18 protein-coding genes and 1 pseudogene are annotated in these 15,379 nt (G+C 36.7%); 15 read left to right on the forward strand and 4 right to left on the reverse strand.

Annotated features, from left to right (window positions below; genetic code table 11):
- Both BM126_RS07665 and BM126_RS07670 read right to left on the reverse strand, forming a co-directional pair.
- Positions 1 to 1,001 (reverse strand): PepSY domain-containing protein (locus BM126_RS07665; RefSeq protein ID WP_177201357.1); only part of this gene is annotated, 1,001 nt, incomplete at its 3' end.
- A 289-nt stretch (positions 1,002 to 1,290) separates the two neighbouring features.
- Positions 1,291 to 2,589 carry a helix-turn-helix domain-containing protein gene (locus BM126_RS07670; protein ID WP_090988985.1) on the reverse strand — a complete coding sequence of 433 codons (1,299 nt, stop codon included), beginning with the start codon at positions 2,587 to 2,589 and terminating at the stop codon, positions 1,291 to 1,293.
- Between the two features lie 135 nt (positions 2,590 to 2,724).
- Here BM126_RS07670 and BM126_RS22265 point away from each other — a divergent pair, with 135 nt between their 5' ends.
- The 15 genes and pseudogenes from BM126_RS22265 (at position 2,725) to BM126_RS07740 (ending at position 14,291) form a co-directional block, all read left to right on the forward strand.
- Positions 2,725 to 2,898, forward strand: a complete 174-nt coding sequence (locus BM126_RS22265; RefSeq protein WP_177201358.1) for a hypothetical protein — start codon at positions 2,725 to 2,727, stop codon at positions 2,896 to 2,898.
- Positions 2,899 to 3,164: 266 nt separating this feature from the next.
- Entirely contained in the window at positions 3,165 to 4,046 is an 882-nt protein-coding gene (locus BM126_RS07675; protein ID WP_141770038.1) for a ParB N-terminal domain-containing protein, read from the forward strand.
- A 15-nt stretch (positions 4,047 to 4,061) separates the two neighbouring features.
- Positions 4,062 to 5,165: a cysteine synthase family protein gene (locus tag BM126_RS07680; protein WP_090988987.1), complete on the forward strand. Its 1,104-nt coding sequence runs from the start codon at positions 4,062 to 4,064 to the stop codon at positions 5,163 to 5,165.
- Between the two features lie 35 nt (positions 5,166 to 5,200).
- The gene (locus BM126_RS07685) at positions 5,201 to 6,112 is read left to right on the forward strand and encodes an ATP-grasp domain-containing protein (protein ID WP_177201359.1); all 912 of its coding nucleotides are present in this window, start codon (positions 5,201 to 5,203) and stop codon (positions 6,110 to 6,112) included.
- A gap of 149 nt (positions 6,113 to 6,261) precedes the next feature.
- Positions 6,262 to 7,458 carry an ATP-grasp domain-containing protein gene (locus BM126_RS07690; RefSeq protein ID WP_090988989.1) on the forward strand — a complete coding sequence of 399 codons (1,197 nt, stop codon included), beginning with the start codon at positions 6,262 to 6,264 and terminating at the stop codon, positions 7,456 to 7,458.
- A complete protein-coding gene (locus BM126_RS07695; RefSeq protein WP_090988990.1) occupies positions 7,455 to 8,672 on the forward strand; it encodes an MFS transporter in 1,218 nt (405 codons plus the stop codon). The genes BM126_RS07690 and BM126_RS07695 overlap by 4 nt, the downstream gene beginning before the upstream one ends.
- Positions 8,669 to 9,859 carry an ATP-grasp domain-containing protein gene (locus tag BM126_RS07700; RefSeq protein ID WP_177201360.1) on the forward strand — a complete coding sequence of 397 codons (1,191 nt, stop codon included), beginning with the start codon at positions 8,669 to 8,671 and terminating at the stop codon, positions 9,857 to 9,859. The genes BM126_RS07695 and BM126_RS07700 overlap by 4 nt, the downstream gene beginning before the upstream one ends.
- Positions 9,860 to 9,959: 100 nt before the next feature.
- On the forward strand, positions 9,960 to 10,364 hold the full coding sequence (locus BM126_RS07705) for a methyl-accepting chemotaxis protein (RefSeq protein ID WP_090988992.1): 405 nt from the start codon (positions 9,960 to 9,962) through the stop codon (positions 10,362 to 10,364).
- Positions 10,348 to 10,533: a hypothetical protein gene (locus BM126_RS22270; protein ID WP_090988993.1), complete on the forward strand. Its 186-nt coding sequence runs from the start codon at positions 10,348 to 10,350 to the stop codon at positions 10,531 to 10,533. The genes BM126_RS07705 and BM126_RS22270 overlap by 17 nt, the downstream gene beginning before the upstream one ends.
- A gap of 311 nt (positions 10,534 to 10,844) precedes the next feature.
- Positions 10,845 to 11,351: a hypothetical protein gene (locus BM126_RS07715; protein ID WP_090988994.1), complete on the forward strand. Its 507-nt coding sequence runs from the start codon at positions 10,845 to 10,847 to the stop codon at positions 11,349 to 11,351.
- Positions 11,352 to 11,418: 67 nt separating this feature from the next.
- The gene (locus BM126_RS07720) at positions 11,419 to 11,934 is read left to right on the forward strand and encodes a DinB family protein (RefSeq protein WP_141770040.1); all 516 of its coding nucleotides are present in this window, start codon (positions 11,419 to 11,421) and stop codon (positions 11,932 to 11,934) included.
- A gap of 453 nt (positions 11,935 to 12,387) precedes the next feature.
- Entirely contained in the window at positions 12,388 to 12,741 is a 354-nt protein-coding gene (locus BM126_RS07725; RefSeq protein ID WP_090988995.1) for a VOC family protein, read from the forward strand.
- Positions 12,742 to 12,784: 43 nt separating this feature from the next.
- On the forward strand, positions 12,785 to 13,225 hold the full coding sequence (locus BM126_RS07730) for a hypothetical protein (protein WP_090989393.1): 441 nt from the start codon (positions 12,785 to 12,787) through the stop codon (positions 13,223 to 13,225).
- 8 nt (positions 13,226 to 13,233) lie between these two features.
- Positions 13,234 to 13,554: pseudogene (locus BM126_RS07735) on the forward strand (GNAT family N-acetyltransferase); the annotation flags it as partial.
- 86 nt (positions 13,555 to 13,640) lie between these two features.
- Complete coding sequence (locus tag BM126_RS07740; protein ID WP_090988997.1) at positions 13,641 to 14,291, forward strand: HAD family hydrolase; 651 nt, start codon at positions 13,641 to 13,643, stop codon at positions 14,289 to 14,291.
- Between the two features lie 257 nt (positions 14,292 to 14,548).
- Here BM126_RS07740 and BM126_RS07745 read toward each other — a convergent pair whose 3' ends face one another.
- Together BM126_RS07745 and BM126_RS07750 are read right to left on the reverse strand one after the other, a co-directional pair.
- Positions 14,549 to 14,857: a hypothetical protein gene (locus BM126_RS07745; RefSeq protein WP_256213020.1), complete on the reverse strand. Its 309-nt coding sequence runs from the start codon at positions 14,855 to 14,857 to the stop codon at positions 14,549 to 14,551.
- Positions 14,858 to 14,952: 95 nt separating this feature from the next.
- Positions 14,953 to 15,363 carry a hypothetical protein gene (locus BM126_RS07750; protein WP_090988998.1) on the reverse strand — a complete coding sequence of 137 codons (411 nt, stop codon included), beginning with the start codon at positions 15,361 to 15,363 and terminating at the stop codon, positions 14,953 to 14,955.
- Positions 15,364 to 15,379: the final 16 nt, after the last annotated feature.

Genomic DNA, 15,379 nt, shown 5'->3' on the forward strand with positions numbered 1-15,379 from the left:
CTGCTTCCATAATGGACGGTGGACTTTAATGCAGCACCATAGCCGTCATAGGAATTTCTATTGAAAGTAGATTTATAATAGTCATACGTTTTTCCTGCATAATAGTGGGCATCTACAGCAGGTGCATCATTGGTTGCGCTGAAAATGTTGTCAGCATCCGCCCAAAGTGTTCCTGGAAGTCTTGAGGAATTGCTAGTGTTGTATGTGAAAATACCATTGCCGCGTGTATTATCCTGTAAATAATATTTTCCGCTTGATAGTGTAGTATTTAGCGATACTGTGTTCTTAAGAACGCCTGTACCGGTTCCGACTGAATTTGTGCCGGTAACTTCATCAAGGGTATTATATTTATTTAAAATTTCGCCTGTTTTTGCCGAGACGAAATAATAGTAATTTCCTGGTTTTGGATTCAAAAAGTTTAAATTCACTTTATAGGCGAAATCTGCACGGTCCTCTGAAGCAAATACAACAAGTTCCGGATCTGGAGCCTGCTCATATTTTGGAGTGAAGCCAAGATCGCTTTCCGCAATATTGACCGCTTGTGAGGCCTTAATGCCTTTTTTATCTTTTTTATCGAGCTTTGAATCAAGATCAGATACTACTGTACCCGACACTACATTCAGTACGCCATCATCTTTCAGGACAGCCGCCTGCGTGGATCCGAAAACAGGAACACCTTCAAATGTCTGCTGAAGCTTCAGCACCGTATTTCCAAGCTCGTCTTTGCTCTTTTTGAGTACTTTGAAAGAATCCTTTGCCTGCTTGCTGCCAAGCTTATAAGATTGTTTATTTTTATCAAGGAAGTTAAATAAAATCGTTTCAGGTGCTTCGCTTGAGGGAGCGGTCAGGTTTCCTGACTTGAATTCAGCGGAATCTTTTTCTTTGTTGAATTTTTCTGTGCTTAAAACATTTTTAGAAGCAGCAAACGCTTCAGAATGGGGAAGAGCTGAAACCATTAATCCAAGAGATAATACAGTACCTGCAACGATTTTACCTTTCAAATAACCCAACTCCTTTATTGTAATACAATCAATGTAGTATGAAACTATTAATTATGAAAATTAAGAAAATAACTATTTTTGCAAGCTTTATTAAATAAAATGCTAGTTTTATTAAACTTTAATAATTATATTGAATGAATATATTCTTTTAGTTATATTTTCAAACTTAATAGAGGGGGAAATTCAAATCGGCAATAAAAAAACCGATTTCTTAGAGAAAATCGGTTACGGCTCGCTGTTATCGTTATACAGGATAAGATCCTAAAATTCCAAATATAGAGCAGTATTTTCATGGATTAGGAAAAGAATATTTATTAAGCATCAATTGAGCAGCTTTTTGGTAATGAAAACTGGCTTTTTCGTGTAATCCCTGAGTCGAGTATATCGTTGCTTGAACCACATAGCATTTAGAAAGTAATTGTAAGTCTGTGCGGGCTGTCAAAATAGAAATGGCTTTTTCAATATATTCTTCAGCCATTGAATACATATGCTGATTTATTTCAATTTGAGTTAAAGAAAGAAGCAGTTTTGCTGTGAATAACTCATCATGGCAAGATTTTAAGCCTTGGCTCGCCATTTGCGTAGCCTCGTTAAATTTTTCAAATTGTAAGTACGTCAACGTCAATTCGTAATAGTTGTTAACGATATACCATTCATTCCCGAAATCAATGGAGTGATCCAGACTTCTCTCTAAATATTGGATAGACTTCGAAAAATCATTCGATTGCCTATATAAAATTCCCAAGTTTGTTTGACAGCCAATTATCTCTACTGAATTTTCATCTTTGTTAAGATGCCTTAGTGCAAGTAAATTTGTTTTTATTCCTTCTTCTATCTGTCCAAGATATAGCTCTGAAACGCCTTTAAGCATCAAGAATAATCCTGGTGAATAACTGAAATTCTGCTCTTCCATTATACTGAGAGCTTCATCGATAATAGTGAGACCTTTTTCGTACTGGCCGATTCTTGAGTAGCTCAAACCAAGGTTATAAAGTAATTTGATATGAAGGAGAGGATCATACTTATCATAAATATTGGACTTAATTAAAGCAGTAGCATATAAGGCATTTTCTATACACATGTGATGATTGTTCATCAAGCGATAATTTAAGGATAAGGCATAATAAATTTCGATGTGCTTACTAATTTCAAAAGGTGTTATATAGGATAAAGATTCCTTATATAACAATACGGCTTCTTCCATATTCGCATGGCTTTTAATATCAGCCATTAATTTTAACGCTTCACCTTTAACGGTATAGTCATCCAAGTTTCCCATTAAATCTTGCAGGATAACCTCGGCTTCATCAACTTTATGGCTATTATAGAGAGCAATACACATTTTCACCAATTTCTCAGCTTCGAGAGGATTTAACTTCTCTTGTTCTTGATTCTCCCCAAGTATTTCTCCCAGGCTCACTCCAAGTTTGCTCGCGATGAAATCTAAAGTTTTAATTGATGGGGTAGTTTGATTTCTTTCAATTAGACTAATCATCCCTCTGCTGAGGTTTGGCCCTGCTAAATCATCCTGGGTTAGGCCAAGTGACTTTCTTCTTTCTTTTATCCGTTCTCCAAATTCAGTAATCATGTAAAATCACCTTTTTCTAAGTATTTTTTTTAATCGAAATAATGAAACTTTATTACTATAAACTGGTTGACTTTGTCATTTTATATATAATATATTAACATTGTTAGATAAATTTACCAATAAGGAGAGTTTTTAATGAAGAAGGTAAAAATCTTAATAATGGCACTAATAGTTGTTGCAAGTGGCTCCCTCGCTCTGTCTCATTTACAAAGTGATAATAATTCCAGTTTAGGAATAATAGCGAATCAAACAGATTTAGCTTCTGCTGCAGTCCCAAATTTCGATCCTGTATGGCCAACAGTAAAATAATCCAACGATCCATGTAAACTGAGTTAACTTCTAGTTAACTCAGTTTTTTGTTGGCTTTATTTATGCGTTAATGTCCGCAGTCAATCAGAGCAGTTACACCCGATCACCTGTCTTGTAATGGATTTTAGGAAAAAAATGAATTTTAGTCAATGTACGAATTGTGAAATATTTGAAATTTTGTTCATATTTGAAAATAATGTTTGACTTGGTAAATAATAGTATTATATATTAACTTTGTTAATTTCATTAACATTGAGAAGGCGGTGATGGATGAAATCAACAGGGTATTTCAAATGCTAATCTGTACTGCTGACAAGATGATTTGTTGTAAGAGCCAATCATATATGAAGGAGACTCGCATGGTACATTGTCATTCTATATTCGATAGTCTAGAAGTAGTCAATCTGGAAAATGTCGTGTTACATGAAAAAACGGATGATAACCGATTGAGGAGAATAGCCAATGAAATTAGTCAGCAACAGCTACTGAAAAATCCTCCTCTAGCAATGAAAATTACAAAGGATAAGCACTTGATTTTAGATGGTGCCCATAGAATAAGCGCTTTAAAAGAACTGGGATACAAGAGAGCTATCATTCAAGAACCTGCATTAAATCTCTTTAATACATTAAAAATTGAGGCATGGGGCCATGTAGTGCGCTCTGGAAAACTAGTGGGTCTTGTAGAGGCATCCAGTGAATTTTCACTGAAATGTAATGGCGGACAAAAGATAGCGCAAATTGAAGTGCTTGGTGAAAAAGTAATAGATGTGTATACGCTGCCTTCTGAACATGATTTAGAAACTAAAATTGAAAAAATGAATAAATTAAATCTTTTATATGCATCTAATACACTCGGGGAAATTAAGAGAGTGGCTCCCGGTCATGCACAGGAGATTAAAACCGGAGAGGTATATATAAAGTATGAAGCATTTGATTACCCTGATCTTATGGAAATAGGGAAAAATAACCTGATATTGCCTGCAGGCATCACCCGCGTTGTCATGCCTGGCCGTTTACTTAATATCAATATACCGCTGGAGATATTGAATCAGCCGTCATTTGAAACCAGTCAGCTTGAATACATGGTGAATATTTGGAATCAGTCGATTAGATATTACGAAGATCCTGTTTTTATTGTCAATTTATAAAAAGGAGAATGAAGAATGGCTCTTGTTACAGATTTAGTTGGCAATACACCCTATATTACCTTACAGCGATTAACTCAAGGCATAAATTCAAACATACATGTAAAAATCGAGAGAGGAAACCCGGCAGGAAGCATTAAAGACCGTCCGGCCCTATATCTCATAGAGCAAGCGGAAAAAGAAGGTTTAATTAAACCGGGGGATACCATCATTGAATCATCTTCGGGGAATTTTGGGATATCATTGGCTATGATTGGGGCCTCCAAAGGCTATAAGGTCATTATTCTGGTTGATCCGAAGACAACGCAAGCAAATCTTTCTATGCTCAAGGCATTTGGGGCTGAAATTATTGTGGTAACAGAACAAGATGACAGCGGCTCCTATCATAAAACGAGAATTAAACTTGCGAACGAGCTTCATAAAAAAATCGAGAATTCCTTCAGACCAGACCAGTGTTTTAACCCTAATAATGCAGATGCACATTACTATAGAACAGGACCGGAAATTGCTAAGCAATTCCCTCAAGGACTCGATGCCATAGTCATCGCTGTTTCGACAGGGGGACAAACTGGAGGAATTTCAAGATTTTTTAAAGAGAATTATCCGAATACTAAAATAATTGCTGTCGATGCCGTAGGCTCATCTATTTTCAGCGGCCAAGAACATAGTTACCTGCTGCCAGGTATGGGGCTGAGCTGGACACCTGCAAATATAGAGAATATCCGCTTAATTGACGAAATTTACAAAGTCCCGGATGAATCTGCTTTTATGGCCTGCAGAACACTTGCAAGGCAAGAAGGAATTTTGGTTGGGGGAAGTACGGGAGCCTCACTCATGGCAGCCATGAAAATTGCCCAATCAGATAAGCTCGAAAATATCTTATGTATAGCTTCTGATAGCGGAGAAAGATATTTAGATACGATTTATAATGATGCCTGGATGGAAACAAAGGTGTTTAACTGTGACACGACTGTACATAGTTTAATGCAGAGAGTTAGCGATTTATCTATTTATTCAAATCAGCCTGATCAAGTTGCAAATTATAAGCCTGAACTTATTGATATTTTAGGAAGTCCCAGTAAGAACATTATTCAGAAACGAAAATCTGTTGCCGTGTATTAAAGTCCTAAATTGAAATATTAGAGGAGGAATTTATAGTGTTGAACAGCATAAAAGAAAACTTTGTTTTAATCCTGGCTAATGAAGAGGACCATTTGGACCATACAGCCCTTAGTAAACAATTAAATAAGTTTGAAATGGATAGTTTAGTAGTGGATCCAAGGGATATCATCACAATATTTGAACAATCAGGCACACGTTTTTATTTAGATAAAGTTGAACTAAAACCATCAGCAGTCCTGGGATGGGTTTTCGAAGATATATTACAATTAGGCATGAATTTGCTGTATGCCTTTGAAAGATCAGGTATTCCGGTTGTAAATAAAGCGGATACACTATTCTGCGGCCAAAATAAATATTTGAATTCAGAAGCCCTTCACAGAAATAATATTCCTCATTTTCCCGTCATAAGCGGTTTTTCCGAAAAGTATGTAAACAACTGGACAGATCAGCTTGAATTTCCACTTGTGCACAAACAAATTGTAAGTGCCGGGGGACAATCTGTAATGAAAGTAGAGAAACCAGAGTTATTGACTGATCTAGCCAGAACCTTTGCCCGGTATAATGAAAGTTTTTATGCTCAGCCTTATTTTGAAAAACCAAACAGGGATATTCGGGTAATATGTATTGATTATAAAGCTACTACAGCCTTTTATAAGTATACACCTCAAGGAGAATGGGTGACCAATGTTGCTAGAGGCGGCAAGCCTATCATCATTGATGAGATTGAGAAGGACCTTGCAAGTATAGCTGAAAGGGCAGCAAAAGCATTAGGAGCTCAAATTGCCGGGGTAGATTTGTTAGAAGACCCGGAAACAGGCTACAGAGTTTTAGAGGTAAATACTTGTCCGAATTTTTCTCTGCCGGGATTCATGGAGGATGCCCCAGATACCAATGAATATGAAATTGCTAAAATGCTTGTTAAGCTATCAAAAAAATTAGTTCAATAAGTTTGTTTGTGATAATTTTTGAAATTGGCAGGTATTCAGGAAAGATGAATCTTCAATGGTTCTCTTTCTTTATTTAGTTACTAAAAGCCGGTTCATTCACAAAAATCAGAGTCAGTTTGACAAATAGTTATGACAAGAGGTGTTTTATTTTGTATACATTAATCATCAATTCATATGATAGGAATCTTAATTTGGAAGAAATTGCTCCGGAGAATCTTCATAAAATGATTGTGCTTACCACTCCCAAATTAGAAAACTCTCATATGTTTAAATATTACGAAGAAATTCCGGAAATGAGTGAAAATGAATATTTGGAAAGCAGGGTTTTAGAGCTGTCTAAAATTTATAACATTCATACAATCATCGCACATGATGAATATGACTTAATCAGAGTCGGAAGGATCCGCGACCGATTAGATATTGCAGGTCAAAGTGAGAAGAGCGGTGTATCCTTTCGAAATAAAGTAATAATGAAGGAACACGCTAAAAATTCTGTAGCCACTCCGCATTATCGACAAGTGCAATCTATTTTTGATGTGTATGATTTTGCTGCTGAGCATGGATATCCGCTCATCATTAAACCGATTGACCAAGGTGCATCCAGAGGTCTAACTATTGTTCATAATGAAGAGGACATCAAAGAGTATTCAAAAAAAACCCAGCAATATTCAATGGAAGTAGAAACATTTGTTGATGGGGAAATGTATCATATCGACTCTTTATTTATAAATGGAAATGAAATTCTTACGAGTGTATCTAAGTACTGGAATGGCTGTATAGCCTTTACTAATAACAGCAGTTTGGGAAGTTATCAGCTCCATTCGGAGAGCAAGGAAGCAATCGAGGTCAAAGAATTTTTAAAACAGCTGCTGCTTTCATTCGAATGCCCTGAAAATGCAGTTTATCATTGCGAAGTATTCCGGGACAGAGAGGGAAAGCTGATATTTTGTGAGATAGCAAGCCGGTATGGTGGCGGCTATATCCTTCAGGCGGTAGAGGAGACGTATGGAATAAACATAAAGAACGCATGGTTCAGGGCTCAAATGGGTCTAGAACAAAAAGATGTGCCCAGAGAAGAACAAAAACTTCATGGATTTTTACTTGTGCCGCCAATTAAAGGGAAATTGACAGGGATTCCGGAAAGCATCCCTTTTGACTGGGTTAAGGTTTATCAGAAAAGTGAAGTCGGGACGGATTTTAATTTACCTGCAAGGAGTATCGATAAAGTGGCTGGCATAATGATAGAAGGTGAAAGTTCAGATATCCTTAAGGAAAGGCTGAATCGCTTGGATGCCTGGTTTAGAAGCCAATTATCATGGTCAAGTGAAAGTGATTCAGCACATTGAATACGATCATTAAAACCTTCAAAAAAATGACTCCTTTATCTAAGGCTGCAATCGCGGGAATCTTAATCAGCAGTTTAGGCACATTCATGTTCATGCCCTATGTATCGATTTATATTTCTGATTTAGGTTATAGGGCTTCTTTTGTTGGAGTTGTCTTATTGATGTTTTCCATAAGCCAGCAGGGATTCACATTCTTTGGCGGATATTTAAGTGATAAATTGGGGACAAAGTATATTTGTCTGGCAGGTTTATCAATTCGTATTGCCGGATACATAATGTTTTTATTTTCCTTAAATAAGGCTCTTATCATAATGTCTGCCGTACTGGTTGGTTTGGGAGGGGCACTGATCACTCCTTCGTTAAAGGTGACGATGTCGATAGGGAATGAGGAAATCCGTTCATCAGTTTTTGCACTCAGGAATACAGTGATTAATTTTGGTGCAGCCATTGGTCCAATTTTAGGAGGGGTTTTATATGTATATTCCATAAATGCCATCTTCCTATCTGCAGCAATATTACATGTTTTGGTGTTTTTATTGATAGCCAGAAAAAAACAAATCGTTGTAGAGGCTGAAGAAAAAGGAAATCTTCCATCGCCGAGTATTTGGGCTATTTTCAATGATAAGAGAATTCTATATTTAACTTTTGCTGTTAGTTTCTTTTATTTTCTTTATGTCCAATTTAATTTAAGCGTGCCCATATACATTAAAGATTTTTATCATAAACCCGAGCTTTCAGGTACACTGTTTACCTTTAATGGAATTCTGATTATCGTTCTGCAGTATCCAGTCATGATCTTTTTTCAAAAAAAATTCCAAGATCATATCGTATTAGTTTTAGGAATGTTTTCTTTAGCTTGTGCTTTTATAACTTTAGTTCTCTCTGAAACTATACTGATTTTATTTTTATTTACTTTTTTATTAACATTGGGTGAAATCCTGCTGCCGCCCACCCTGGACAATATAGCAACTAAACTGGCACCCAAAAAATTAATGGGAAGCTACCTGGGGTTTATGACATTCAGTTTTATGATAGGCGGAGGGCTAGGAAGTTTAATAGGCGGTTACGGATATGAGTGGGGATCAGATCATAATATCCGCCTATTATGGATGCTATATTCCTTGGTTGGATTAGCCGGTGCCAGCCTAATTTGGCCTGTGAAGAAGTTTTTAAAAGAATCCGCCCAGGAGAGTATCAAGGAGGATGCAGTATGAGAACGGCATTATTAATTAGCCCAAGGCCAAATGTAATCGAAGATGCACGCCGTGCCGGATATCAGGAAATTTTTGTTTTTATTAAAAAGAACCAAATCAATAATGATATTTTTAACCTTGCAGATAAAGTGTTTGTTTTTGAATGGGACCATTATTACGAAGCCTTACAATACGCTAAAATGCTTCATAGTGCCAATCCTATTTATAAAATCTATGGTTTTGGCGAATATTCTGTCCAGCTGGCAGCTTACCTAAGTGAATCGTTAGGGCTGCAAGGTATTTCTGTCAAGTCCGTTCAGTTAGCTACGGATAAACATCTTATGAGGGATGTATTGAACAAAGTAGACAATCAATATGTATTTTATGAAGTCGTAAAAACGAAAAATGATCTCCTTAAATTAAAGGGGAAAATACCATACCCCTTCATTTTAAAACCAATATCCGGAGCGGGGAGCATGAATGTATGCAAAGTTTCCTCCGATGAAGATTTTAAACGGTTTGAATGTGAATACAAAGAAAGCAGCGGAATCATTTATATTTGTGAGGAATTTTTGAAAGGAAAGGAAATTAGTGTAGAGGCCATTAGTTTTAATGGGAAGCATAAGATAATAGGCATCACTGAAAAATATACAACCGGCAGTCCTCATTTTATTGAAACCGGTCATGTATTTCCGTACTGCCTAGAAGAAGTCCAACAAAAGCAGGTTAGCGATTCCATAACGGCCATACTTAATAGCATCGGTCATAATACAGGGTTAACTCACACAGAGTTAATCTTGACCGATTCCGGGCCAAAGGTTGTGGAAACTCATGTAAGGCCCGGCGGTGACGGGATAACAGATTTAGTCATGCATAGTACGGGTATTAGCATGTTTCATGCACTATTTATGTATGATTTATATGAGATCGAAGAGTTTCCGGTACATCCAGCACATGTCACCTCGAACCAATTCTTTTTCTTTGAAGAGGGTATTATTTCAAAGGTAGAGGGGATTGAACAAATAAGAGAAAACCCTCAAGTAATAGCGATAAACCTATCTTTTAAAGAGGGAGATTCTCTTAAAACTCCTACTGATTCCACTAATAGGCATGGCAATGCGATATTGATTGCTGACGATAGAGAAGGAATCAACAAACTGGTAGATCAAGTTCATAAAACGATCCGTGTTGAAGTGGAACTTATATAAGTAAACAAAATATGAAATAGTTAAGTAAGTATAAATTTACATGAATGTTTTTTAAAAAAATGAGACCCTTAATGATTCTAACAGAAATCATCAAGGGTTTTTGCTGATCCAACATAGGGGCAAGAGTGGAGTAGTTGATGAACAGGGAAAAGTTATTGCTGTTGTGAAGGTAGCTACAGACATTACCGATCGAGAAAACAATATCATTGAATTGGCGGTTAATTTACAAGAATTAGCGAATGATTTGCTGAATCGCGCTGATAAAGGCACAAAAAAAAATCAGGATATTTCTTCGTCCTCAGAGAAGCTCGTTATTGAATCAGAAGAAAGTATGAAGATTTCAAATTCCCTTCAAGTAAAGGCAGATTCAATTGAAAGTATTGCTAAGACGATTAAAGAAATAGCCATGCAGACGAACCTTTTAGCGTTAAATGCAGCCATTGAAGCTGCGCAAATTAGCGGTACGGGCACAAGAAGCTATTCAAGAAGTGAACTCTTATATTGAAGGTATAACGTCAGAGGTTCAAAAAATCAGCGAAGTGTCACAGCGATCACAAAGTGGAATATTAGAAAATCAAAAATTAGTAGAAGAAGCTAAAAAAGAATTTTCGGAAATCGGGAATGCTGCTCTCCTTCTTGAAACGAAATCTAAAACATTCCGGGACATTCTTTAAAGGCTATTCGGCATGCAAGATTAAGCGGTTACAATTACAGCTGGCCAGTGGTCCTGCATTATACAACTCTTACACGTGAAATACCTCTTCTCGCAGCAGGCATACAGCAATCTTAAGCTGCATTCTTATAGTCTTTTCTCCGCATCGTAACAAAGGGCTTCTTTACTTTTTATGAGGTAGTTTATGGAGTTACAGTTTTCTAAACAGGTAAAGACGGCCGGTATAGACCGTCTTTTTAAATAAACCATTTTATGGTAATGTGGAGTGAGTAAGCTGATTATTTTGAATTTTATGGAGCTGGAGGAGAATAATTGAAACACTTTTACATGATATCAGTTTGCATGATCGCCATTTTATTTTTGAATGCCTGCAGTCCGAATGCTGTAAAAACAAAAAGCCGGGTTTTGAATATACCAAATTCAAATCAATATACCACTCTATTTGTTCAGGGTGTTAATAACAATGGGGTATCTACTGAGTCAACTACTGCTTTCATTTCAGATCATAATCAATTATCAGCGTTCATAAAGAAAATGGACAAAATGGAAGTTGAGCAGCCATCAGGTAAGGAGTTAACTGACAAGATAAAAGACTTAAATAAAAAAGGAAATTATATTTTTGTATTGTCTGATAAAAAAACAATGGACAATAAAGTTTATACAATTGATTTTTTTAGTGACGGAACGGTCCTATTCCAAAAACCAAACGGAAAGAAGCCAGCAGCCAATGGTGCAGGAGAGAAGCTGATGTACTTCTCAGCAGAAAAACATCCTAAACTTCTTCATGAAATGAAAAAAAGACTTAATATCACATTTTAGGAATGGGATATAGCAATCAATATCCATAGAAATGATAAATGATTTGCTGATAGAAGGAGGGCTTATCATGCAAAAGCCGAATTCAAAAGATGAATACCCCGCTTATTATCACGAATATATTAATCTGGTTGCAGAAGGTGACATAAAGAATGTTCTGGCCAGCCAGCTTGAGGACACACTTTCATTGTTATCAGGTGTTTCTGAAACAGAGGAAAACTATCGGTATGCACAGGGAAAGTGGAGCTTAAAGGAAGTAATCGGCCATATAACAGACGTTGAAAGAATTATGAGTTATAGGCTGCTTAGAATATCGAGGGGAGATCAGACTCCGCTTGCCGGATATGACGATGAACAATATGTGAAAGAAGCAATGTTTCATACTCGACCCATTTCTAGTTTACTGGAAGACTATCAAGCAGTAAGGAACTCGACTATATCTCTATTGAACAGTTTGCCACACGGGTCAGAGTCAAGAAGGGGCTTTGCAAACAATGGCGAGATAACTGCAAGGGCCATTGCTTACATAATTGCCGGCCACGAACTCCATCATGTGAAAATTATCAAAGAAAAATATTTGGTATAGCATAATAAAAGGTTCTCTGTTATCAAGAAACATTTAGGGGATGAAACATGGATGAATATCTAAGATACTCTGTGGTCATTTTGTTAATGTGCGGTTTTTTATATGGCTTCATTCAGCAGTTCAAACATACAGCGGACATATGGAAATAGAGACAAAGTTCCGGAAAGCTATGTAAAAGAGAATTGTTAGTGAACGGGTTATCTGCATCTCATATTGCGGATTCATTATGTCGTATGTGATGAATGTATTGATCTATGCAAAATGGATTGCCCCATATTTCACAACCAGCATGACAGGCCTTTGGTGTTTAGTTTTTCTTGTCTTGTCCTTCTTCTGGGAGCTAAATTCGGAATGAAGTCTAACACAGCAAAACGGGCTGATACATTTAGTTTATGAAGGATATATTTATAGAAAATTGAATGTAGTAGTGAAAATAATTCGGAGGTGTATTTAGTGGGAAATCCTATTTTAAATCAAATCGGAACAGTTTTTATACCAGTAAGCAGCATTGAAAAAGCGAGAGGTTGGTATTGCGACATTCTTGGTCTTGAGGCAGATGGAGACATACAGTTTGGCCATATTTACGTCCTTCCTATGGAAGGTACGGGAATTGTATTAGACAGCAAGATTTTCTCAAAGGAAAATATATTGAAGACTCCATTATTTCATTTTAATACACATAACATTGAAGAAGCCTATCAATATATGACAGAAAAGAATGTCACTTTGCTAACTAGCATCCAGCATGAGCATTATTTTAACTTTGAAGATCCTGATGGAAATCATCTTATGGTTTGTAAGTGCTGATGAAGCGGTTAGCTTAAAAAAAATTTTTCTGATGAGGGAGCATATGAATCTAAAAAAAGCATCGTTTTTCATCTTATGTTTTGCTATACTTTTTTCGCTGCTGCATCCAAAACAGTCCTTTGCCAAATGGGCTTATGCTTTTGTAGTCTATGATGGTTATACTTATGTATTAAGTGATGAAGCTGTAACAGATATCAATAAGGAAATAGGGCAAGTCACAAAGTATTCGGATAACGAAGGCACGTACTCTGGCAACTTTTCTAACGAATATCACAAAGGGACAAAATACTATTCCATCAAAGGGATTAGCACAGACCGGGCAATTGCAGTTGCCGACCATGGCCATTACAAAAAGGCCGACAGAAGAGGAAAATATGAAGGGGAAAAAGTAGCACCTATTCGTTATATTGAAACTGGTTTAATTATTTTTATAATCGCTGTCCTGCTGATTTATGCTTTTCGTTCGATTAAGGCTAGGCGCTGAGTTGTTTTATTGCCGGAGTTTATGTGCTGCTTCCCACAAGGCCGGAGACAGCAGAGCTGGTGAATGTCGCAGTCGCAAAAGAAAAGCGCGGCAAGGGGATTGGAAAAGAGCTGGTTATGCATGCAATAAAATCGGCTAAGGAGAAAGGCTATAAAACCATTGAAGCGGGTACAGGAAATTCAAGTATAGACCAGCTTGCATTATATCAAAAATGCGGCTTTAGAATGAATAGTATTGATAGGGACTTTTTTATAAAGCATTATCATGAAGAAATCTATGAAAATGGCATCCAGTGCAGGGATATGGTTCGGCTATCCCAGGATTTATGATGACTTGCCTACATACTCTGGTATCTTAGTATAAGGAACGGCATATTGTGAAAGGGGTGTAAAGTTATTTGAGAAGGTATGAAGCAATGCTATTCGATTTAGATGATACCCTGCTTGATAGGGATCATGCAGTAGATAATATGTTTTTAATGATTTTAGAAAAGTGTTATCCCGGTGTTAAACATTCTGCGATAATGCTGCAGAAATTTAAAGAATATGATAAAAGAAGCTATGGTAGTAATGATAAAACAAAAGTTCTGGAATCATTTTTTGATGAATTTCCATCAAAATATAGATTGCCCCGCAATGACATTCAGGATTATTGGAATAGTAATTTTCCCAATTGCTTTTCTATAGACCAGAATACTGCAAATATCGTAAATGCTATAAAGATGCACATGAAAATTGGCATTATAACAAACGGTGCATCGCAGAGACAAAAAGCTAAAATACTTAAAACGAATTTGACTAATTGTTTTGACATAATCATTATTTCAGAAGAAGCGGGACTTAGAAAACCTGACAAACGCATATTTGAATTAGCAATAAATATGCTGAATGTACAGCCGGAAGCCGTATTATTCGTTGGAGATGACCTAGTAATAGATATTGACGGCTGTCAAAATGCAAATATGAAAGGGATATGGTTCAATCCTCATATGAAGAAGAATGATACCGAAATAAAACCATATGCCGAGATTGAATCTTTTGATCGTTTATTGAATTTTATTACATAAGCAGCTTAATCACATAATGACTGGGAATTGATTCTTGGATATCAAATTAGTTTTTAAAAAGGTGTTTTCGTAAACTTTGTTGCTATAATGAAAGCAGACTGAATTCTTCTATTTTATGAATGATAAAAATGGCAGCTGCTGTACTGAGCGGCTTTTTTTTCGTGTTTCTTGCCAGGGTATACGTAAATTACTCTTTCGTTAAAATGTAAATAATAGTCGTATGGTGCAGAACGTTTACTTAGCTTTTTGATTTGCCGTCAGCACAAATTTCCTTTCTGGAATGAGAACGGTCCGCTGTAAAGGAATCCCTCTATTGATACGTTTCTTTCCATAAAATCATACTTCTTTCCATCAATTAAGAACTTCCGGTATCCTGGGTACGAAGCCATATGGCCCTGCCGGGTAAGCTCCTTCAATATTGCTTTGATATATTTATCAAAGTCCGTGTAACGGTCATCAAACTCAATAATGATGCGGCCTTTTCCTTGTCCCATAAGCCAGTTTAAGCCCAGCACACCTAAACTCCCAAATAGTAAAGCAGCTATAATATTAAAAATCTCTTTCATTCGATTTACCTCCCGAAGATTTTCAAACCCAACTGCACCTGCAAATCGCTTCAGCAAAAATTATTCCTGGAGATATAGAAGTCATCCTTCGCAATTCAATACAAAGAAACACGTTCATTTATCTTAATAGCAAGCACACCATCTCTATCAACAGACTTTATTTTAACCACTGCATCTCCGGAATAGCTTCTTTCAAAGTACCCTAATACAGTTTCGCTGTGCATATTTCCTTTTAAATCTTTATATACAATTTTCAATGCGCCTTCATTGAAATCTGCCTTGGAAGTTTTGACAGGGTCCACATGTAATTTGTACGAAGATTTTGCTGCAATCGGCGGGATGCTGATATCCTTTTTAATATGATTGTAGGTCACATATAGTCCGGCTATTTCCTTGTTGGTCTGATTTTGCACTTTGATATCCAATCCGCGCTGACTGATGTAAAAAAGGGCCGCTGCTGCAAGGGTCATACCTATAAGTGTGATGCCAATTAAGAACTTTTTCAAAGTGCCACTCCTTCTG

The sequence above is a fragment of the Bacillus sp. OV322 genome (genome assembly GCF_900112495.1).
GTDB lineage: Bacteria > Bacillota > Bacilli > Bacillales > DSM-1321 > Peribacillus.

What these genes read in the sequence shown, in the direction of transcription:
- BM126_RS07720 (WP_141770040.1), top strand. Translation starts at nt 11,419, where the DNA reads ATGCAAAAGCCGAATTCAAAAGATGAATACCCCGCTTATTATCACGAA.
- BM126_RS07740 (WP_090988997.1), top strand. Translation starts at nt 13,641, where the DNA reads ATGCTATTCGATTTAGATGATACCCTGCTTGATAGGGATCATGCAGTA.
- BM126_RS07700 (WP_177201360.1), top strand. Translation starts at nt 8,669, where the DNA reads ATGAGAACGGCATTATTAATTAGCCCAAGGCCAAATGTAATCGAAGAT.
- BM126_RS22265 (WP_177201358.1), top strand. Translation starts at nt 2,725, where the DNA reads ATGAAGAAGGTAAAAATCTTAATAATGGCACTAATAGTTGTTGCAAGT.
- BM126_RS07745 (WP_256213020.1), bottom strand. Translation starts at nt 14,857, where the DNA reads ATGAAAGAGATTTTTAATATTATAGCTGCTTTACTATTTGGGAGTTTA.
- BM126_RS07680 (WP_090988987.1), top strand. Translation starts at nt 4,062, where the DNA reads ATGGCTCTTGTTACAGATTTAGTTGGCAATACACCCTATATTACCTTA.
- BM126_RS07670 (WP_090988985.1), bottom strand. Translation starts at nt 2,589, where the DNA reads ATGATTACTGAATTTGGAGAACGGATAAAAGAAAGAAGAAAGTCACTT.
- BM126_RS07730 (WP_090989393.1), top strand. Translation starts at nt 12,785, where the DNA reads ATGAATCTAAAAAAAGCATCGTTTTTCATCTTATGTTTTGCTATACTT.
- BM126_RS07675 (WP_141770038.1), top strand. Translation starts at nt 3,165, where the DNA reads ATGGATGAAATCAACAGGGTATTTCAAATGCTAATCTGTACTGCTGAC.